Source organism: Burkholderia sp. E168m22 (assembly GCF_001319805.1).
GTDB lineage: Bacteria > Pseudomonadota > Gammaproteobacteria > Burkholderiales > Burkholderiaceae > Burkholderia > Burkholderia orbicola.
In genome coordinates, this window is record NZ_BBSK01000141.1 from 1 (window position 1) to 20,556 (window position 20,556).

General features: G+C 67.3%; 16 protein-coding genes and 1 pseudogene. 11 read left to right on the top strand and 6 right to left on the bottom strand.

Annotated elements, in window-relative coordinates:
- From AP428_RS31370 to AP428_RS31380, 3 genes and pseudogenes are all read left to right on the top strand, one after another.
- Nucleotides 1-370: pseudogene (locus AP428_RS31370) on the top strand (ferritin-like domain-containing protein); the annotation flags it as partial.
- A gap of 619 nt (nt 371-989) precedes the next feature.
- Nucleotides 990-1,982 carry a LysR substrate-binding domain-containing protein gene (locus AP428_RS31375; RefSeq protein WP_006481185.1) on the top strand — a complete coding sequence of 331 codons (993 nt, stop codon included), beginning with the start codon at nt 990-992 and terminating at the stop codon, nt 1,980-1,982.
- A 146-nt stretch (nt 1,983-2,128) separates the two neighbouring features.
- Nucleotides 2,129-2,953 carry an alpha/beta fold hydrolase gene (locus AP428_RS31380; RefSeq protein ID WP_054928613.1) on the top strand — a complete coding sequence of 275 codons (825 nt, stop codon included), beginning with the start codon at nt 2,129-2,131 and terminating at the stop codon, nt 2,951-2,953.
- Between the two features lie 46 nt (nt 2,954-2,999).
- Here the strand turns inward: AP428_RS31380 and proP are convergent, their stop codons facing one another.
- The 3 genes from proP to AP428_RS31395 form a co-directional block, all read right to left on the bottom strand.
- The gene (proP, locus tag AP428_RS31385; RefSeq protein ID WP_011549182.1) at nt 3,000-4,469 is read right to left on the bottom strand and encodes a glycine betaine/L-proline transporter ProP; all 1,470 of its coding nucleotides are present in this window, start codon (nt 4,467-4,469) and stop codon (nt 3,000-3,002) included.
- Nucleotides 4,470-4,748: 279 nt separating this feature from the next.
- Nucleotides 4,749-5,777 (bottom strand): DNA topoisomerase IB, encoded by a 1,029-nt coding sequence (locus AP428_RS31390; protein WP_012336997.1) that lies wholly within the window; start codon nt 5,775-5,777, stop codon nt 4,749-4,751.
- A 225-nt stretch (nt 5,778-6,002) separates the two neighbouring features.
- Complete coding sequence (locus tag AP428_RS31395) at nt 6,003-6,926, bottom strand: LysR family transcriptional regulator (protein WP_054928614.1); 924 nt, start codon at nt 6,924-6,926, stop codon at nt 6,003-6,005.
- Nucleotides 6,927-7,044: 118 nt separating this feature from the next.
- On the opposite strand from AP428_RS31395, the gene AP428_RS31400 reads away from it, so the two are divergent.
- The 7 genes from AP428_RS31400 (at nt 7,045) to AP428_RS31430 (ending at nt 13,801) form a co-directional block, all read left to right on the top strand.
- Nucleotides 7,045-7,650 carry an FMN-dependent NADH-azoreductase gene (locus AP428_RS31400; protein WP_054928615.1) on the top strand — a complete coding sequence of 202 codons (606 nt, stop codon included), beginning with the start codon at nt 7,045-7,047 and terminating at the stop codon, nt 7,648-7,650.
- A gap of 34 nt (nt 7,651-7,684) precedes the next feature.
- Nucleotides 7,685-8,536 (top strand): pirin family protein, encoded by an 852-nt coding sequence (locus AP428_RS31405; RefSeq protein WP_054928616.1) that lies wholly within the window; start codon nt 7,685-7,687, stop codon nt 8,534-8,536.
- Nucleotides 8,537-8,817: 281 nt separating this feature from the next.
- Complete coding sequence (locus tag AP428_RS31410) at nt 8,818-9,780, top strand: ABC transporter substrate-binding protein (RefSeq protein ID WP_006481192.1); 963 nt, start codon at nt 8,818-8,820, stop codon at nt 9,778-9,780.
- Between the two features lie 60 nt (nt 9,781-9,840).
- Nucleotides 9,841-11,355, top strand: coding sequence for a sugar ABC transporter ATP-binding protein (locus AP428_RS31415; RefSeq protein WP_054928617.1), 1,515 nt, complete (start codon nt 9,841-9,843; stop codon nt 11,353-11,355).
- Entirely contained in the window at nt 11,352-12,395 is a 1,044-nt protein-coding gene (locus AP428_RS31420) for an ABC transporter permease (RefSeq protein WP_054928618.1), read from the top strand. Before AP428_RS31415 ends, AP428_RS31420 begins: the two co-directional genes overlap by 4 nt.
- Complete coding sequence (yjfF, locus tag AP428_RS31425; RefSeq protein ID WP_054928619.1) at nt 12,392-13,480, top strand: galactofuranose ABC transporter, permease protein YjfF; 1,089 nt, start codon at nt 12,392-12,394, stop codon at nt 13,478-13,480. The genes AP428_RS31420 and yjfF overlap by 4 nt, the downstream gene beginning before the upstream one ends.
- Before the next feature lie 33 nt (nt 13,481-13,513).
- Nucleotides 13,514-13,801 carry a hypothetical protein gene (locus tag AP428_RS31430; RefSeq protein ID WP_054928620.1) on the top strand — a complete coding sequence of 96 codons (288 nt, stop codon included), beginning with the start codon at nt 13,514-13,516 and terminating at the stop codon, nt 13,799-13,801.
- A gap of 40 nt (nt 13,802-13,841) precedes the next feature.
- Here the strand turns inward: AP428_RS31430 and AP428_RS31435 are convergent, their stop codons facing one another.
- The 3 genes from AP428_RS31435 to AP428_RS36355 all read right to left on the bottom strand — a co-directional run bounded on the left by AP428_RS31435 (nt 13,842) and on the right by AP428_RS36355 (nt 18,329).
- Complete coding sequence (locus AP428_RS31435) at nt 13,842-16,184, bottom strand: sensor histidine kinase (protein ID WP_054928621.1); 2,343 nt, start codon at nt 16,182-16,184, stop codon at nt 13,842-13,844.
- Nucleotides 16,177-17,010 (bottom strand): response regulator, encoded by an 834-nt coding sequence (locus tag AP428_RS31440; RefSeq protein WP_054928622.1) that lies wholly within the window; start codon nt 17,008-17,010, stop codon nt 16,177-16,179. Before AP428_RS31440 ends, AP428_RS31435 begins: the two co-directional genes overlap by 8 nt.
- A 950-nt stretch (nt 17,011-17,960) precedes the next feature.
- Nucleotides 17,961-18,329, bottom strand: coding sequence for a hypothetical protein (locus tag AP428_RS36355; RefSeq protein WP_227745891.1), 369 nt, complete (start codon nt 18,327-18,329; stop codon nt 17,961-17,963).
- A 149-nt stretch (nt 18,330-18,478) separates the two neighbouring features.
- On the opposite strand from AP428_RS36355, the gene AP428_RS31450 reads away from it, so the two are divergent.
- Nucleotides 18,479-20,556, top strand: a 2,078-nt coding sequence (locus tag AP428_RS31450; protein ID WP_269434035.1) for an ESPR-type extended signal peptide-containing protein, incomplete at its 3' end; no start/stop codon positions are given.

Below are 20,556 nucleotides of genomic sequence, written 5' to 3' on the forward strand. Positions count from 1 at the left end.
GTACCTGCGCTATATGAAGAAAGCGCTGAACGACTGCGGCGACGTCGCGCGTGCCGCCTTCGCGAAGATCGGCGTGCTGATGGCGTCGGCGCGCCGCACCGAGAAGCCGCTGCACCCGACCAACCTGCACGTGAACCAGGCGCTGTTCCCGCGCGACACCGTGCAGTCGCGCCTGCCGGACCCGGCATGGCTCGAGCGCTGGCTCGACGAGCAGATCCGTTTCGACGGCGAATGGGAGAAGAAGGTCGTCGAGCGGATTCTGCACAACCTGTCGATCCTGTTCGAGCGCACGTTCGCGACCGCGCAGGAGCTGAACCGCTATCGCCGCGAAGTGACCGCGCGGGCGAATGGTGGGGTGGACCACGCGTAGCGGGTCGACACGTTCCGTTGTCGCGCGGCGCGGGCCGAATTCCGGCCGACGGGCGAACCCGATGCATGCCGACCGGCGTTGCCGGCCGGCGGATTATTCATTTCCGGAAATAATCGACTCATCCATTTCTTGAAACGCATGACGAGATCAAAATTCATCCGTTTAGTATTTTTTAATAAACATTCGTTCCCGGATTAAAGCGGCATTTTGCATGTCTGTTGCTGACTGTTTGTTTTTCGCAATCCGGGAAATTCGGTGAAAAGTCGGCTGGTTGAAATTGAATTGTAGGCATTGGGCGCGGCCTCTGTCATGACGGTGAAATCGGCGTGATAACGTCGAACTTTGCCGGAAATCGCCTGTTTTTACGAGAATTTATCAACCATTTTGGTATGCTCGATTCGTTCGCATATTAATTTACAAAATCACTACTCGATAATGTTGGTGTAAGCATATTGATGCGATGAAAATCGATAGATAAATACGAGTGTCATGATTGAAAATAAGAATGATATGTAACCATGCTTCAAGATAAAATCGTTTCCGAATCCAGATAGGAGAAACGGTACAGGGAGACGAACGGCAACTTATCTGTCGAGGGGTGCAACTTTGAGGCGGCGGTATGGCTAATGTGAGATTGGCAAAGCGATTGAGAAGTTTGCCTTCGCTGGATTTCCTGAGAGGCTTCGAATGCGCGGCGCGCCATTTGAGTTTCACGCGTGCGGGGCAGGAGCTCAACGTCACGCAATCGGCCGTGAGTCGCCAGGTCAAGGCGCTCGAAGAGCAGCTCCGGATCGAGCTCTTTCACCGGCATATTCGTTCCCTGACGCTGACCGACAAGGGGCGTGAGTTGTACGACGCGATCTCGTTCGCGTTGTCCGATCTGGAATCGGTGGTCGGCAAGCTGTCGTCGAGTGTCGGCCAGCGTTCGATCTCGTTGTCGACCACCGTCTCGTTCGCGGCGCTGTGGCTGATTCCGCGCCTCGGTTCGTTCCGCGCCAGCTATCCGGACATCGACGTGCGCGTGTCGGCCACGAGCGAAATTGAAGATCTTAAACGCAAACGTTTGCACCTGGCCGTGCGCTACGCCGGCCCGTATACGTCGACCGACGATACCGACGTGCTGTTTCGCGAGCGTGTCGTGGCGGTGTGCAGCCCGAGCCTGATGACGGCGGCGGGTGACGCCGCGTCGATGCAGCCGGCCGACCTCGACAAGCACGTGCTGCTGCATCTCGACGACCCGCGCGGCGAATGGCCGTGGCACGGCTGGAGCCATCTGCTGAAGGCGCTCGGCGTGCCGCGGCTGCGGCCGGCCGGGGCGCTGCACTTCAGCCAGTACGATCAACTGGTCCAGGCCGCCGTCGACGGGCACGGCATCGCGATCGGCAGGCGGCCGCTGGTCGACGGGCTGCTGAAGCAGGGGCGGCTCGTCGAGCTGTTCCCGCATTGCACCGTTGCATCGGGCAGCTACGTGCTCGTGCAGAACCCCGATGCGTGCAACGAATTCGATATCGCGGTGCTGACCAACTGGCTGCTCGAACAAGCGTGCCAGCCGCTCGCGTCGGAGCAGGACACGGCCGGCAGCAACGTGCTGCCGATGTATCGCGTCGGATAGCGCGGCGCGGCGGATGCGTCGTGCGCGGCGTCATGCGCGGCACCTGCAACCTGTGCGATGATGCGCCGCTTCGCGTTCGTCGCAGAACGCCGCCGACCGCGGCGCGCCTCCGGGCCACCGCCGAGTCCTGACATCCCGGAGACAGCATGCCCGTACACGGCATTCAAGGCAGTACCCTGCATTACCTCGATCACGGCGCCGGGTTTCCGGTGCTGCTCGGGCACAGCTATCTGTGGGACGCGACGATGTGGGCGCCGCAGATCGACGCGCTGTCGCGCGGGTATCGCGTGATCGCGCCGGACCTGTGGGGGCATGGCGAATCGGGCGCGCTGCCGGACGGCACGCATACGCTCGACGATCTCGCCACGCAGGCGAGCGCGCTGCTCGATGCGCTGGAGATCGACCAGTGCGCGATCGTCGGACTCAGCGTGGGCGGCATGTGGGGCGCACGCCTCGCGTTGCGCGAGCCGCGGCGCGTGCGCTCGCTCGTGATCATGGACGCGTCGCTCGAAGCGGAACCCGATGCGACGCGTGCCCGCTACTTCGGAATGCTCGATGCGATCGAGGCCGCGGGCCGCATCGCGCCGCCGCTGCTCGACGCGATCGTGCCGCTGTTCTTCCGGCCGGACGTCGATCTCGACGACCCGGTGCCGACCGCGTTTCGCGAAGCGCTCGCGAACCTGCCCGCCGACCGGCTGCGGCAATCGATCGCGCCGCTCGGCCGGCTGATCTTCGGCCGGTCCGACACGCTCGCGACCGTCGGCGAACTCGATGCCGCGCGCACGCTGCTGATGTGCGGCGCGGGCGACATGGCGCGGCCGCCGTCGGAAACTGTGAAGATGGCGAGCGTGATCGGCTGCGCACATGCGCTGGTGCCCGACGCCGGCCATATTTCGAACCTGGAGAATCCCGCGTTCGTCACGCGCACGCTGCTCGACTGGTTCGACGCGCAGCAACTGCCGTCGAACTGACGGTCACGCGAACGGCGACGCCCGCGCGGCGTCGCATCGACCTGCGTCACGCACGCTCGCTGACCGGCGTGAACTTCCGGTCGCGCACACGCGCTTCGTCGGCGCCGCCGCGTACGAGGTTCAATGCTTCCGCGCGGCTCGCCACGCACGGCCCGGAGCCGGGCAGCGGCTGACGCGCGGTCTCGCGCAGCGCGAGCACCGACACGATGCCGATGAACGACGCACCCATCAGGTAGTAGGCGGGCATCATCAGGTCGCCGGTGCGATCGACCAGCCACGCGGTGACGAGCGGCGTCGTGCCGCCGAACAGCGACACCGACACGTTGAAGCCGATCGCGAGCGCGCCGTAGCGAATCCGCGTCGGGAACAGCGCGGGCAGCGCCGACGGCATCACGCCCGTGAACGTCGACAGCAGGACGCCGTAGATCAGCATCCCGCCGAAGATCGGCAGCGTGCCGCCGGTGCGGATCAGCATCAGCGCCGGCACCGACAGCGCGAGCAGGCCCACGCAGCCGGCCATCATCACCGGCTTGCGGCCGACCTTGTCCGACAGGTGCCCGGCGTACAGCGTCATCGGCATCATCAGCACCATCACGAGCAGCACCATGAAGAGCCCGTGCGATTCGCGCACGTGCAGCGTCGCCGACAGGTAGCTCGGCAGGTACGACAGCGCCATGTAGTCGGTCACGTTGAAGATCAGCACGAGACCGACGCATTGCAGCAGCGGCTTCCACTGTTCGACGAGCAGCGTCGCGAAGCGCTGCTTCGGCCGCGCGCGTTCGTCCGCTTCGCGCGCTTCGGCTTCCTTTTTGAAGGCCGGCGTTTCCTCCAGCTTGAGCCGCACGTAGAGGCCGACGAGGCCGAGCGGGCCGGCGATGAAGAACGGCACGCGCCAGCCCCACGACAGCAGCGTTTCCTGCGACAGCGTGGCCGTCAGCAGCGCGACCGTGGCCGCGCCGAGCGTATAGCCGATCAGCGTGCCGAACTCGAGGAAGCTGCCCATGAAGCCGCGGCGCCTGTCGGTCGCGAACTCGGCGATGAAGGTGGCCGCGCCGCCGTACTCGCCGCCGGTCGAGAAGCCCTGCACGAGCCGCGCGACGAGCAGCAGGATCGGGGCCATGATGCCGATCGACGCATAGCTCGGGATCAGGCCGATCGCGAAGGTGCCGACGGCCATCATGATCATCGTCGCGGCGAGCACGCGCTGGCGGCCGATCCGATCGCCGAGCGGGCCGAACACCATGCCGCCGAGCGGGCGCACGAGGAACGCGGCCGCGAACGTGCCGAAGGTGGCCAGCAACTGCGCGGACGGGCTGCTGGACGGGAAGAACACCTTGCCGAGCGTGACGGCGATATAGCTGTAGACGCCGAAGTCGAACCATTCCATCGCGTTGCCGAACGCCATCGCGCCGACCGCGCGCTTGAGGACGGCCGGGTCGACGATCGTGATGTCATCCAGCTTGATGGACTGGCGCGAAGACCGGGTTTTCGCGGGGCGCGCTTGCGACGGGCTCAATGTTCTCTCCTGGAGTTGCCTTGGCGGCGCGGCCGGCGGGAATGCGGCCGGGGGCACGCGGGCCGACGGACAGCGAAGGCGGATGTCTCGGGGATGCCTCGATGCCGGTGGCGTGACGCGCGCGGCGGACGACACCGGGCAGGTGTGTTGTGCGAACCAGTTTAGAGAAACGGGCGGGAGCGGCTATCGGTCATGCGCCCGGAACCCGGTGGTAAACGACACGCAGGGAGCGGTGTCGGTCGCGCGTGGCCTCGGGAAGCGAACGCGCGGCGTGGGCGGTCATCTCGCCGTGCGCCGGCGCGCGGATACCAGCAACGCGACGAATGCCGCTTCGTCCGCGCGCAGGCCGCGCGGCGTACGCCGGACCGCCAGCGCGGCGAGCGTGCCCGCCTCGAACGCGTCGAGCACGGCCGGATGGATGTAGCAGCGCCGGCACACGGCCGGCGTGTTGCGCAGCAGCTCGGCCACCGCGCGCACGGTCTCGACGATCTGCTTGCGGGCATGCGTGACGCCGCGATGCTCGATGCGCCGCAGCAACCCGAGCGCGTGCACGCTGCCGGCCCAGGTCCGGTAATCCTTCGCGGTGAAATCGGCGCCGCCGGCCTCGCGCAGGTAGTCGTTCACGTCGGACGACCCGACCGGATGGCGCACGCCGTCGTCGTCCACATACTGGAACAGCTCGTGCCCGGGCAGCTCCGCGCAGCGCCGCACGATCCGCGCGACCCGCGCGTCGTCGACCGTCACGTCGTGTTCGATCCCGCTCTTGCCGGCGAAGCGCAGCCGCACCTGGCCGGGCTGGATCTTCAAATGGCGCTTGCGCAGCGTCGTCAGCCCGTACGAGCCGTTTTCGCGCGCGTATTCCGCGTTGCCGATCCGCGCGAGCGTCGTGTCGAGCAAGCGGACGATCGTCGCGACGACCTTGTCGCGCGGCATGCCCGGCAACGCCAGATCGCGCGTCACGCGCGCGCGGATGCGCGGCAGCGCCCGCGCGAACGCGGCCATCCGTGCGTACTTGTTCGCATCGCGCGTTTCCCGCCACTGCGGGTGATAGCGATACTGCTTGCGGCCGCGCGCGTCGCGGCCCGTCGCCTGCAAGTGGCCGAGCGGGTCGGCGCAGATCCATACGTCGGTGTAGGCAGGTGGAATCGCCAGCGCGTCGATGCGGGCGATTTCCGCGGCATCGCGAATCCGCGTGCCGTCCTGCGCGTAATACGCGAAGCCGTTGCGCAGGCGGCGGCGCGTGTAGCCGGGTTGGCGGTCGTCGACGTGGCGCAGCGCCGCGGCCGTGCTCGAAGCGGGCTGCTTCATGCGCGCGTGTGCCGGTTGACGGCGATAGCGATAGCGACGGATGGCGACCCGTGCTCCTGGGCTGCGGTCATGTGTTTGCTCCCTTGTTCGTAATGGGCCCGGACGGCGACCTGCAGCACGGCATGAGCGGTCGTCGCGGAACGGGAGCAAGAATCGTGCGCCGGCCGGCCGTACGACGCGACGGCGGAGCGGCAAGAAAATGCCGTTCGCGGCGACGACGAAACGTCATCGGCCGGCCGCGGGCTCGGGACACTTCGACATCCCCTGGTCGAGCTTCTCCAGCAGAAACTCGGCCACGGCCGTGACCGCGGGTGGCAGCGGCGGGCGGCTCGTATAGACGAGCTGCAGCCCGAGCCCGGCGCCGGAGCGTTGGTAGGCCGGCAGCACGCGCGCCAGCTTGCCTTCGTCGATCGCCGCCGCGGCGAGCACCTGCGGCACCAGCGCGATGCCGAGGCCAGCGAGACAGGCCTGCATGACCACGCGCATGTCGTTGACCGAGAAACGGCTGTCGATCGAAATCTCCTGCGTGCCGCGCGGCCCCTGCAGGCGCCACATGCTGCGTCCCTGGCGGCTCGACACCGTCAGGCAATCGTGGTCGGCCAGCTCGCGCGGCGTGCGCGGCGTGCCGCGTCGTTCGAGATAAGCGGGGCTGGCGGCGAGGATCATCGTGCCCGGCGCGATCCGGCGCACGCGGAAGCTGCCGCCGGTCTCGATGCCGATGCGCAGTGCGAGGTCGATGCGCTCGGCGATCAGGTCGGACGGCGTGTCGTCGAGCAGGAAGTCGATGCTGATGCGCGGATAGCGCGCGTAGAACTCGGCCAGCCATTCCAGCTTGATCACTTCGAACAGGCCGGCCATCGCCGCCACGCGCACGGTTCCGGCCGGTTCCTGCCCGTCGGCATGCTGCCGCTCGATCTCGAAGATCCGGTCGAGTGCCGGCGCGTAGCGCTCGAACAGCGCCAGGCCCTCGGTGCTCGGCGCTAGCTTGCGGGTCGAGCGATGCAGCAGGCGCGTGCCGATGTGCCCTTCGAACTGGTCGATGCGCCGGCTCAGCGTATTGGCCGGCATGCGCAGGCGTCGTGCGGCCTCCGAAAAGCTGCCGGCGCGGACGACCTGGACGAACAGCGCGAGATCATTCAGATCGAGCATGGGATTACTCCAAAAATGGATTAATAAAATCCTGTTTATCCATCTAGTGTAAAGCCGAATCGATCTCCATACTGGTCTCACGCTACCGGCGAATCCATCCGTCTCAAGGAGAACCTGCATGAAACTGCTGCACATCGATTCGAGCATCCTCGGCCAGGGCTCGGTCAGCCGCGAACTGTCGGCGGAAATCGTCGCCCGCTTCCGCGCCCGCGATCCCGGCCTCACGGTCACGCACCTCGACCTCGCCGCCACGCCGCTCGGCCATCTGGCCGCCGAACACCTTGCCGCCGCGCAAGGCGCGCCGGTCGACGACGCGCTGAAGGCGGACGTCGACACCGGCCAGCACGCGCTCGACACGTTCCTCGCCGCGGATATCGTGGTGGTCGGCGCGCCGATGTACAACTTCGGCATCCCGTCGCAACTGAAGGCGTGGATCGACCGCATCCTGGTGGCCGGCAAGACCTTCCGCTACGACGAGAACGGACCGGAAGGCCTGTGCGGCGGCAAGAAACTGGTCATCGCATCGTCGCGCGGCGGCGTGTACAGCGCAGGGTCGCCGGTGGCGTCGCTCGATCATCAGGAAACCTATCTGAAAGATGCGTTCGCGTTCATCGGCATCACCGACATCACGTTCATTCGTGCCGAAGGCGTCGCGATGGGGCCGGACAAGCGCACGGACGCGATTGCATCGGCGAAGGAAGCCGCGGCGGCCCTCGCCGCCTGACGCAATACGCCGGCTACCGGCCACCGGAGAACCCATGTTGAATACCCTCGATTCCGTTACCTCGACCACCGTCGCCGGCCGTCATGTCGTGTTCCGCACGCGCGGCCACGCGCACGGGCCGGTCGTCCGCATGGTCAGCCCGTCCGACGTCGGCGAGATGATCAAGCCGTTCGTGTTCCTCGACCTGATCGATACGCGGGCGCCGCTCGGCAAGCCGGCCTTCGGCTGGCATCCGCATTCGGGCATCGCCACGCTGACGCTCATGATCGACGGGCACGGCACCTACGTGGAATCGACGGGCCACGAAGGCCCGATGGGGGCCGGCGACATCGAATGGATGAGCGCGGGGCGCGGCGTCTGGCATACGGGTTCCGTGGTGCCGCCGGTCAAGGCGTTCCAGCTGTGGGTGGCGTTGCCGCCGGGGCGCGAGCTGGCGCCGGCGTTCAGTCAGCACCTGTCGATCGACGACATCCCGACGGACGGGCCGGCCCGCGTGCTGCTCGGCCGCCACGGCGACGCGGTCAGCCCGGTCGATGCGCCGCCGGGCATCAACTACGTCGTCGTGCAGTTGGCGGCGGGCGAGCGCTGGACCTGCCGGCCGCCGCAGGGCTACCGGGTCGGCTGGACCGCCGTGATGGACGGCCGCCTGCGCACGCCGGACCCGGTCGGACGGGGCGAGCTGGTCGTGTTCGACGCGTCCGATGCGCCGATCGAATTCGAGGCCGTGACCGACGCGCGCTTCGTGGTCGGTACCGCGATTCCGCATCCGCACGATCTTCATCTGGGCGCCTACTCGGTGCATACGAGCGCCGCCGCGCTGGCGGAAGGCGAGCGCGAAATCGTACGTGTCGGCCGTGAACTGCGCGCCAAGGGCGTGATGCGCTGATGCTTTCGTCTCCGTCGATATCCGGCCTCCGTTCAAGGCGGCCGGCGCGCCGTGACGCCGCGCCCGCGGGGTCTCGCGCTTAGGTGTTTATACGTATGCCGATTTCGACATCGGCTCAATCCAATATTTCATTGGAAGGTTATCGGACTTGTTTCTAGACTGATGCGGGGCATGTATACCGCGCCGGCTGCCCACGCCGGCCGGCGCAGCCCGATCCGCGCCAGCGCCACGCAGAAACACAACAGCGCCGCGGCACACAACGACATCATCGGAGACGGACCATGACATTCATCAGGAAGCTGGCGGCCGGCGCGATCGTCGCCGCGGCGACGGTGCTGGCAGGCGGCGCGCACGCGCAGCAAAAGCCGATCACGCTCGGGTTCTCGCAAGTCGGCGCGGAAAGCGCCTGGCGCACCGCGAATACCGTATCGGTGAAGGGCGCGGCGAAGGACGCCGGCATCAACCTGAAGTTTTCCGACGCCCAGCAGAAGCAGGAGAACCAGATTCGCGCGATCCGCTCGTTCATCGCGCAGAAGGTCGACGTGATCGCGTTCTCGCCGGTCGTCGAATCGGGCTGGGAGCCGGTGCTGACCGAAGCGAAGGCCGCGCATATCCCGGTGATCCTGACCGACCGCGGGGTCGACGTGAAGGACCCGTCGCTGTACGTGACGATGATCGGCTCCGACTTCCTCGAGGAAGGGCGGCGCGCCGGCCACTGGCTGGAAGAGCGCTACAAGAACGACGCAGGCCCGATCAACATCGTCGAATTGCAGGGCACGGTCGGCTCCGCGCCGGCCAACGACCGCCGCGCGGGCCTGCTCGAAGTGATCAAGAACAATCCGAAATTCAAGGTGATCGCGTCGCAGAGCGGCGACTTCACGCTCGCCGGCGGCAAGCAGGTGATGGAAGCGTTCGCGAAGACCTACGGCAAGCAGATCAACGTCGTCTATGCGCACAACGACGACATGGCGCTCGGCGCGATCCAGGCGATGGAAGAAGCCGGCATCAAGCCCGGCAAGGACGTGAGCGTCGTGTCGTTCGACGCGACCAAGGGCGGCTTCCAGGCGATGGTCGCGGGCAAGATCAACGTCGACGTCGAATGCAGCCCGCTGCTCGGCCCGCAGCTGATGACCGCGGTGAAGGACGTCGTCGCCGGCAAGCAGTTGCCCAAGCGCATCGTGACCAACGAGACGGTGTTCCCGATGAACGTCGCGGCGCAGGTGCTGCCGACCCGCAAGTACTGACCTGTCCGCCCGGACGGCGGCCTCGCGGCCGCCGTCCGGCGACGCTTCGAGGGAGGCTGCATGCAGAGTCCGCCGGTGGTCGAGATGATCGGCATCGACAAGTCGTTTCCGGGCGTCAGCGCGCTGCAGCGCGTGGACTTCCGGTTGTTTCCGGGCGAGATCCACGCACTGATGGGCCAGAACGGCGCGGGCAAGTCGACGCTGATCAACGTGCTCACCGGCGTGCACGCGCACGATGCGGGCGAGATTCGCGTCGGCGGCGCGCCGGTGAATTTCGCCGCGCCGCGCGAGGCCGAGGCGGCCGGCATCCAGACGCTCTACCAGGAAGTGAACCTGTGCGCGAACCTGTCGGTCGCGGAGAACATCTTCGCGGGCCGGCAGCCGATGCGGCGCGGCGCGATCGACTGGAAGACGATCCATGCGCGCTCGCGCGACGCGCTCGCCGAACTCGACCTGGCGCTCGACGTCACGCGTTCGCTCGATTCGTATCCGATCGCGGTGCAGCAGATGGTCGCGATCGCGCGTGCGGTGTCGGTCGACGCGCGCGTGCTGATTCTCGACGAACCGACCTCGAGCCTCGACGACGGCGAGGTCGCGCGCCTGTTCGACGTGCTGCACCGGCTGAAGGCGTCGGGCATCGCGATCCTGTTCGTCACGCATTTTCTCGAGCAGACCTATGCGGTGTCCGACCGCATCACCGTGATGCGCAACGGCGAGCGCGAAGGCGAGTACCTCGCGCGCGACCTGCCGGTCGACGTGCTGGTCGCGAAGATGACCGGCCGCGAGCGCATGTCCGAGACGCTGCAGGCGGGCGCCGCGGCGGTCGAGCGTGACACCGCGACCGCCGCGCCGTTCCTGTCGATGCAGCAGGTCGGCCGGCGCGGGATGATGAGCGCGCTCGATCTCGACGTGCGCCCTGGCGAGATCGTCGGGCTGGCCGGGCTGCTCGGCTCGGGCCGCACCGAGACCGCGCAACTGGCGTTCGCCGCCGCGCGCCCGGATACCGGCGCGATCGAGATCGACGGCGCGCGCAAGCGGCTCGCGTCGCCGCACGACGCGGTGCGCAGCGGCATCGCGTACTGCCCGGAAGATCGCAAGAAGGAGGGCATCGTCGCCGCGCTGTCGATCCGCGAGAACATCGTGCTCGCGCTGCAGGCGCGGCGCGGCTGGTGGCGGCTGATCGGGCGGGCGCGACAGCGCGAGATCGCCGACACGTACATCGCCCGGCTCGGCATCAAGGCGCGCGACGCGGAGCAGCCGATCGGGCTGCTGTCGGGCGGCAACCAGCAGAAGGTGCTGCTCGCGCGCTGGCTCGCGACGGACCCGAAGCTGCTGATTCTCGACGAGCCGACGCGCGGCATCGACGTCGCCGCGAAGTTCGACATCATGGAGCGCGTGCTCGCGCTGTGCGCGCAGGGGCTCGCGATCCTGTTCATCTCGTCGGAGATCAGCGAGGTCGTGCGCGTGAGCCACCGGATCGCGGTGCTGCGCGACCGGCGCAAGGTCGCGGAGCTGAGCGGCGCCGATGCGTCCGAGGAGCAGGTTTACCGGTTGATCGCGGGAGGCCAGTCATGACGTGGCTACGCACGCTGTTTCGTCATTCGCTCGCGTGGCCGGTGCTGACGCTCGCGCTGCTGTTCGCGCTGGATGTCGCGTATCGCCCCGGCTTCCTGTCGATCGCGCTGCTCGACGGCCACCTGTTCGGCGCGCCGATCGACATCCTGAACCGCGCGGCGCCGCTCGTGATCGTGTCGCTCGGGATGACGCTCGTGATCGCGACGCGCGGGATCGACATCTCGGTCGGCGCGATCGTCGCGATCGCCGGCGCGGCGGCCGCGACCGTGCTCGAGGCGGACCCGTCGCAAGTCGGCACGGCGCTGGCCGCCGCGCTCGGCGTCGGGCTGCTGGCCGGTGCGTGGAACGGGCTGCTGGTCGCCTTCGTCGGGATGCAGCCGATCATCGCGACGCTGATCCTGATGGTGGCCGGTCGCGGCGTCGCGCAATTGCTGACGGGCGGCCAGATCATCCCGATCGGCGCGCCCGGCTACCTCGCGCTCGGCGGCGGCTATCTCGCGACCGTGCCGTGCGCGGTGTGGATCGCGCTCGCGACGATCGGCGCGACCGCGCTGCTGGTGAACCGTACGGCGCTCGGGCTGTTCATTCGCGCGATCGGCGTGAACCCGGTCGCGACGCGGCTCGTCGGGCTGCGCTCGGGCGCGGTCGTGTTCGGCGTGTATCTGTGCTCGGGCGTGATGTCGGCGCTCGCGGGCATCCTCGCGAGCTCGAACGTGCGCAGCGCCGACGGCAACAACGCGGGGCTGCTGCTCGAACTCGACGCGATCCTCGCGGTGACGCTCGGCGGCACGTCGCTACTCGGCGGCCGCTTCAGCCTCGCGGGCTCGGTGCTCGGCGCGCTGATCATCCAGACGCTCACCTACACGACCTATTCGATCGGCGTGCCGCCGGAGGCGACGCTCGTCGTCAAGGCGGTCGTCGTGATCGTCGTGACGCTGATCCAGTCGGACGCGGCGCGCGCGCTGCTGGTGCGGCACGCGTCGCGGCTGCTGCCTTCCGCGCGATCGCGCGCCACCACCACCGGAGCGACGCCGCGATGAACCGTTTCCTTGGCCGCCTCGCCGATCCGCGCACGCTGCCGATCGTCGTGACGATCGTGCTGTTCGCCGCGCTGTTCGGCTTCGGGTCCGTGATGTACACGGGCTTTTTCTCGATGCAGGTGCTGACCGGCCTGCTCGTCGACAACGCGTTCCTGCTGATCGTCGCGATCGGGATGACGTTCGTGATCGTATCGGGCGGCATCGACCTGTCGGTCGGCTCGGTCGTTGCGCTGACAACGATATTCTGCGCGGTCGGCGCCGAACGGCTGCACTGGCCCGTGTGGGTGATCGTGCCGCTGGTGCTCGCGTTCGGCGCGCTGTACGGCGCGGCGATGGGCGCGCTGATCCACTACTTCAAGCTGCAGCCGTTCATCGTCACGCTCGCCGGAATGTTTCTCGCGCGCGGCGCCTGCTTCCTGATCACGACACAGTCGATCACGATCAACGCGCCGGCGTTCCACGCGATTGCGGGCATCAGCGTGCCGCTCGGCGGCGGCATGCTGAGCGCCGGTGCGCTGATCGCGCTCACGACGCTGGCCGTCGCGATCTACGTCGCGCACTTCACGCGCTTCGGCCGCAACGTCTATGCGGTCGGCGGCAACGAACGCTCGGCGCTGCTGATGGGCTTGCCGGTCGCGCGCACGAAGATCGGCGTCTACGCGCTGAGCGGCTTCTGTTCGGCGCTCGGCGGCGTGGTGTTCACGCTGTACGTGCTGTCGGGCTACGGGCTGCAGGCGCAGGGGATGGAACTCGACGCGATCGCCGCGACCGTGATCGGCGGCACGCTGCTGACGGGCGGTGTGGGGTACGTGATCGGTTCGGTGTTCGGGGTCGGCATCCTCGGCACGATCCAGGTGCTGATCACGTTCGACGGCACGCTGAGTTCGTGGTGGACGCGGATCGTGATCGGCGCGCTGCTGTGCGTGTTCTGCGTGCTGCAGCGGGTGATCGAGCGGCACGCGACGCGGCGCCGCACCGGCGGCACCGGGCTCGGCGCGCAGCGGCCGACTCAGGCTGCCGCGCCCGCGCGGCCGGCGCCGCCCAAGGAGGACATCGGGCTGGTATCGACGATGCGGCGATCGTAGTGCGACCGACTACCCTGGCGCGAGGAGAACGAGATGAAGCGCGATGACATGACAGCGGGCGCGGCCGATGCGCTGGCCGTCGAGCATGGCCGTCGGCCGCTGCTCGATCTCGGCGACGCGCGCGACTGCCGGATCGTGGCCGATGCGCTGCGGGTGCTGCTGCGCGAGCGCTCGGAAGCGCTGGCGTTCGCGATGCGCGTGGCTGACGAGCACGGCCGCCCGCGCCCGGATGCCGGCGAATTCGGCTTGACCGACATCATTCGGTTGGCCCGCGTGGTCGAGCTGGCTGATCGGCAGCGCGAGCGAACCGCGATGGAATGATGCGGGCGGCCGCCTGCCGGCCGCGCGTGGGGCCGCGCCGTCAGGCCGGCCCGGTCGCGTCCGCCTCGGTGTCGAAGGGCGTATCCGCGACCCGCGTGCGTTTCAGCGAGCCGGCCAGTTTTTCGATCGCGTGCAGGTCCAGCGCATCGAGGTGCTCGCGCATTTCCTGCACGAACGGCGCATGGCCCGGCTTGTCCACGTACTGGCCGAGCCATTCCTCGATATCGGTCAGCCGGCCTTCGCCGGCGAGCGCGATCAGCTCGGCGAGCGCGTCGGCGGGCGGGCTGCGCATCGCCGGCGCCGCGTGTGCCGGCTCCGCTTCGTCGGCGGGATGAAACTGCCGGACGAGCCCCGACGCCGGTGCGAGCGCATGGCCGAGGGCCGGCGCGACGACCGCGAACGAGAACGTCGTGCCGACGCCCGGCTGGCTCGCGACGGCCAGCTCGCCGCCCATCGCGGTGACGATGCGCTGCGCGATGAACAGGCCGAGCCCGGTGCCGCCGTTCACAGCCTGCACCTGCTGGTACGCGCGGAAGATATCGGTGGTCGTGGTGATGTCGATGCCGATGCCCGTATCGGCGACCTCGAACAGCAGGCGCCATGCATCGCCTTCGCGCGACGCGTGGATCGACAGTGTGACCGTACCGTTGCGCGTGAATTTCGATGCGTTGGACAGCAGGTTCAGCAATACCTGTTGCAGCCGGATGCCGTCGATCAGCACCGTGCGCGGCAGCGCCGTGACCGGCCGGTAGACGAACCGGTTGTCCTGCTGCGCGCACAGCGCGACCGCGTAGTGGCCGATGTCGTCCAGCAGCCCGGGCAGGTCGGTGCGGTCGGGCGCGACGCCGAGCGGCTGGAGTTCGGCCTTCGTGAACGCGAGCAATTCGTCGATCAGCGCGAGCTGGTAGCGGATGCTGCGGTCGATCGACCGGATCAGCCGCGCTTGGCCGCGCGTCGCGCCTTCCAGCAGCAGCTTCGCATAGCCGTTGATCGTCGACAGCGGCGCGCGCAGGTCGTGGCTGACATAGCCGAGCGTCTCGATCTTCTGCTGCATGTGCGTCTTCGACTGCTGCAACGCGTCGTTGAGCGCCACCGTGCGCCGCGCGACCTCGTCGCGCAGCCGGTCCTGTTCGGTGAGCTGCCAGTGTTCGAGCCGCTTGCGTGCCTCGGTGCGCTGCCGGCCCACGTGGTGAATCCACGCGGCCAGCACCAGCAGGTGCGTCGCGAGCCCGATGATCGCGATGACCGGGTTCGGAAAGACGTCGGACCGGATCCATGACAGCAAGGGCGGCAGCGCATCGCGGCCGTCGAGCATGCGGATCAGCATGTTGAACGTCGCGAACGCGACCGCGATCAGCATCACGCGGCCCGTCGGCGTGCGCCGGATCACGAGCATCAGCGCGAGGCTGATGTTGACGATCGCGAGCACGGTGTTCAGCCACAGGCAGAACCACGCGAAGGTCGCCAGATCGCCGAACGCCGCGCCGGCGATCCCCACGCATTCGAGCACGAGAAACACCACGTACACCGCGCGCATCGGCATCCTGGCCTTCTCGCGGTGCGCGACCATCAGGATGAAGACGATGAAGCACGCGACCGACAGGTACGCGAAGATCGTTTCGCCGCGCGTCGACCACTCGCGCGCGGCGGGCGACAGGGCCATCGCGAGATAGCCGCGATACGCGGCTTCGAACAGCGCGGTGTTCAGGGTCAGCGCGGCCAGCACGTGGAATACGCCGCTGCGCGAGAAAAAGCCGATCAGCAGCGCGCACCAGACGAGGGCGAGCAGCCCGCCGAAGAACCCGAAGTTCCACATCGACGCGTGCAATTCCTGCGCGATCCACCCGTCGCGGGTGAACGCGACCGGCGCGAGCCGCATTTCCTTGCGCGACGTGATGCGGATCAGCACGGGCAGCTGTTCGCCCGCGCGCAGCGAGACGTCGAGGGTCGGGTAGCGCGACGGCGCATCGAGCGCGTCGCCGCGATCGGTCGGGAAGCTGCGATCGAGCATCCACTGGCCGTTCCGGCCGACATAGAAATCGGCCTGGTCGACGCGCGCATCGCGAATCGCGAGCACCAGCGGGCGCGTCTCGCTGTCGCGGTTGATCAGCGTCGCGCGGACCCACCACGCCGAGCGCGAGAACGTCACGTTGAACGCGGTGCGGGCCGGGATGGCTGCGTGACGCGACGGATCGGCGAACCGCGCGGCGACCTCGTCGGCCGATAGCGTCGTGCCGGCGTCCTCCAAAACCGATACCGCTTCGAGTTGCGCGGGATTCGGCGCCGTTGCGGCACGGGCCGCCGCGCACGTGACCGCCAGCGCCGCCAGCAGCAGGAGCAACACGCGACATCCCGCCGTCCATGCCGCGTCGTGCCTACGCATCGCCGTGGTGCCCCCCCGGCGCGGCCGGCGCGTCGACCGCGTGGCGCTGGCGCCGCCAGTTGGACGGCGTGATGCCGAAGCGTTCGCGGAATGCCGTCGCGAAATTGCCGGGCGTGGAAAAGCCGATTTCCTCGGCGATGTCGCCGATGCCCATCGACGTTTCCGACAGGAAGTGCATCGCGGCGCGCAGCCGCGTATCGCGCAGGTATTCGAATACGGTCTGGCCGAGATGATCGCGGAACACGCGCGACAGCCGCTTTTCGTGCGTGCCGACCTGCTTCGCGAGATCCTCGAGCGCCGGCGGATGGCGCAGGTCGCGCAGCAGTACCTCGCTCGCCGCGCGCACGAGGGCGGCGTCGGGATTGTCGGGCAAATCGGGCAGGTGTGCGAACGGCTGGCTGCGCCGCGTGCGCTTCAGGTGATTGCGGATTCGCGCGATGACTTCCGCCGGTTCGAACGGCTTGACGATGTAGTCGATCGCACCCGTTTCGAGCCCCGCGATGCGATCCTCGAGATCGCCGGCGGCCGTCAGGATGATCACCGGAATGGATTGCGTCGACGGTGTGGACGCCAGCAGCCGGCTCGCGGCGAAACCGTCCATGCGCGGCATGCGGACGTCCATCAGGATCAGGTCGGGCGCGATGGCCTGCGCGCGGTGATAGGCCTGCAGCCCGTCGAACGCGACGCTGATCCGGCACCGCGCGGTGCGCAGGATTTCGGTCAGGAGCCGCAGGTCGTTCGGGCGGTCGTCGACGATCAGGATATGGGCGCCAGCGAGATCCGGCGTGGTGCGTGGCGACGCCGAACTGGGCAAGCGGGATGACATGGTTGCGAACGCGTTGGAAGGGAGTGGGCCTGTCAGGTCGGCGGCATCGCAATCTGGACGATTGTTGCGAAAAATTATATGTCGACAACAGCGTCGATTGTGAGGATTCCGTGCGGCGCGTGTGGGCTTGTCGCAGGGGCATGGCGGATGCGCGGCGGGAGTGTCGATGCTTCGGAAAATTGTGCCGAATCGATTAATAAAATTCCGGTCTTTATTTCCGGTTGAGGGGTTTTTGAAATTTGAATGGCCCGGATGATGAATTCATGCGCGAGGTGTCGAGCGTTAGATGGTGCGGCGTAAATGGAATCTGCTAATTCATTGTCATGAAGATTAAGTCTTTCATCGATGCCGCTTGGCTATTTCCATTTCTATAAAATCCGGATTCCTGCAAATGTGTATGAATGTAACTGTCGTCCGCTCCGGAAAAGGGTTTTTCCGCTGCGGAAAAGGTTTGCTTGGGAGAATACCTGCAAACTAGCCCCGGCACGGCTGGAATCGGTTCTTTTGCCGGCTCCGGTTGCCGCCAAAATTGCTGTTGCCGTCGCTTTCATGGCAGTCGATATTCAATGTCACATTGAGCGATGTAATTCCCGGATCATGGGATGGAAGTAACAAAAGGATAACGGGCACGAGGGTAATGCAATCGTCATGATTCGCGGCGAGGTTCGATATACAAGATGAATCGCGAAATGACGGGATGGGGCTGAGGGCAGGGCATCGAGCGAGAAGAAATCGTCAAGTCAATTCGATCGATTAATTCGATGCCGGGGCCGTGCGGCGAGAGGCCGGTTTTTTCCGGATTTCCGGAAAAAACCGGTCGCGCGCCGAACGGAAAGGGGTGAGCGACTTTGCGTGGGCTGCCGGGGTGGTTTGATCGATCCGGGCGCCGCGCGCGGTGCTCTATCGAATCAGGCGGATACGAAAAATATGAATACGACAAGCGTGGCAGGTCAGGGCGTCGGGTCGATCGATCCGGCGCCGGCTGTCAGCGTCAGCGATCCGGCGGCGCATGCTTCAGATCCGGGGACCACATGGCGCCTTTCGCCGCCTGAATGAAACATGACGGGCCGCCCGCGATGCGGGCCGGCATCCGTTCGTCCAGCGTCCGAGCGACGCTTTTCCGATGAGATTCGACGTCGTCCTTCGGCGGGAATGATGGCGTGCGCGCGTGCGGCATGGCGACGCGTCGTGCGCCATGCCGCCGCCGGGCCGGCGATGTCGACTTCCGTGAATCGATAGCCGGCTTTTTCGCCGTCGCGCATCGTGCCGAACGGGCATGCGCGGCGGTCGGTCGTGCACTCGCGATGTGGGTCGAGCATGCCGGGCAACGCTGTTCGTAGTGTTTATTAGTAATGCGAAGTGAGAGACGGGCGGCGCGAGGCAGGCGAAAACGGAGCGGGTCCGCGCTTCGCCTGACGCCGCGTTCGCTGTTGCGTCATCCAGCACTTGAGAACCGAGGGAACACAAGATGAACAAGTCGTTCAAGTCGATCTGGAACGAAGCACTGGGGGCCTGGGTTGCGGCTTCGGAGCTTGACCGCGCACGCGGCAAGCGTGTTGCGTCGTCGACGCGCGCGCCGGAATGCGCAGCGCACGGAGAAGCCGCGACGCACGCGGACATACCATCGGCGCCTTCGGTGTTGAGGCTGGCCGTGCTGACGGCGACCGCTTGTCTCGGGTTGTTCCATGCGAGTGCGCATGCGCAATACGCGCAGGATGGCGGTACCGCGTCGGGCGGCACGACGGCGATCTCGATCGGCCTCGGTTCGACTGCCGCGCAGCAGAATTCCACCGCGGTCGGCAACCTGTCGACGGCGCAGGGTTTGTCGGCCACGGCGCTCGGCCCGGGCGCACATGCGATGGGCGATGGTTCGACGTCCGTCGGCATCAACTCGCAGGCGACCGGCGTCAACAGTTCGGCGCTCGGTGTGCAGGCGATCGGTTCCGGCGACTATTCGGTCGCGATCGGCAACCTGTCGAGCGCGACCCAAAGCGGCGCGGTCGCGATGGGCAGCGGCGCGGCGGCGACCGGTGTTTCCGCCGTCGGGCTGGGCAACAACGCGCTGGCGTCCGGCCAGTACGCGGCGGCGATGGGGCTCGGTGCCAGCGCGGCGGGCGCGCAGAGCGTCTCGCTCGGCTATGCGTCGCATGCCACGAACACGGGTTCCGTCGCGCTCGGCAACCAGTCGACCAGTTCGGGCGCGGCCGGCGTGGCCGTCGGCAGCGGTGCGCTGACGACCGGGAATTCCGGCGTGGCGATGGGGGTGAACAGCGGGGCGAAGGGCACCGCGTCGATCGCGATCGGCTGGGGCGGCACCGCGGGCGTGCCCGGGTCGGGCACGCAGTCGCTCGGCACGAGTTCGATCGCGATGGGCTCGAACACGAATGCCGGCGCCGATCAGGCGCTGGCCTTCGGCCTGAACGCCAATGCGTCGGGCGTCAGTTCGATCGCGATGGGCGTGCAGTCGACCGCGACCCAGCAGTTCGCGACCGCGCTCGGCAATCTATCGCTGGCGACCGGCGTGTCCTCCAGCGCGCTGGGGCCCGGTGCGACGGCATCGGCCACGAATGCGACGGCGGTCGGTATCAACAGCGTAGCGGCGGCGACGTCGACCGTGGCGATCGGCGATTCCAACTCGGTTGCCGCGGCGGCAGGCGCGGGTTCGGTCGCGGGCGGTTACGGCTCGAAGGTGCTGGGCGGTATCGGCGCCGTCGCGCTGGGCTATGGCCAGACGGTGAGCGGCAACGGCGCGGTAGCGATCGGCGATCCGAGCACCGCGATCGGCACCGGCGCGGTCACGATGGGGTCGAACAACACCGCGAACGGCGACGGCGCGGTAGCGATCGGCAACACCAACAACGCGCAGGGCACGGGTTCCCTGGCGCTCGGCAATACGTCGACGGCAGCGGCGGCGGGCGCCGTCGCGTTCGGCGCGGCGGCCGTGGCCAACAACGCAAACGATGTCGCGCTCGGCTCGGGATCGACGACGGCCGCGCCGAATCCGACGGCCAGCGCGGTCATCGGCGGCGTCACGTACAACTTCAACGGTATCAACCCGGCGAGCGTCGTCAGTGTCGGTAAGGCGGGCAGCGAGCGCCAGATCACCAACGTCGCGGCCGGGCGGATCAGTTCGTCGAGTACGGACGCGATCAACGGGTCGCAACTCGCCGCGACGAATACGGCGCTCGATTCATTGTCGACGTCGACGGCGTCGAGCATCACGTCGCTGTCGACCGGGGTTTCGTCGCTGTCGACCGGGCTGAGTTCGACCAATAGCGCGGTGACGTCGTTGTCGACTTCGACGTCGACCGGGATCAGTTCGCTGTCGACGGGGCTGAGCTCGACCAATAGCGCGGTGACATCGCTATCCACGTCGACGTCGACCGGCATCAGCTCGTTGTCGACCGGCCTGAGTTCGACCGACAGTGCGGTGACGTCGCTGTCGACGTCCACATCGACGGGGCTGTCGTCGGCCAATAGTTCGATCGCGTCGTTGTCCACTTCGACCTCGACGGGCATCGGCTCGTTGTCGACCGGGTTGAGTTC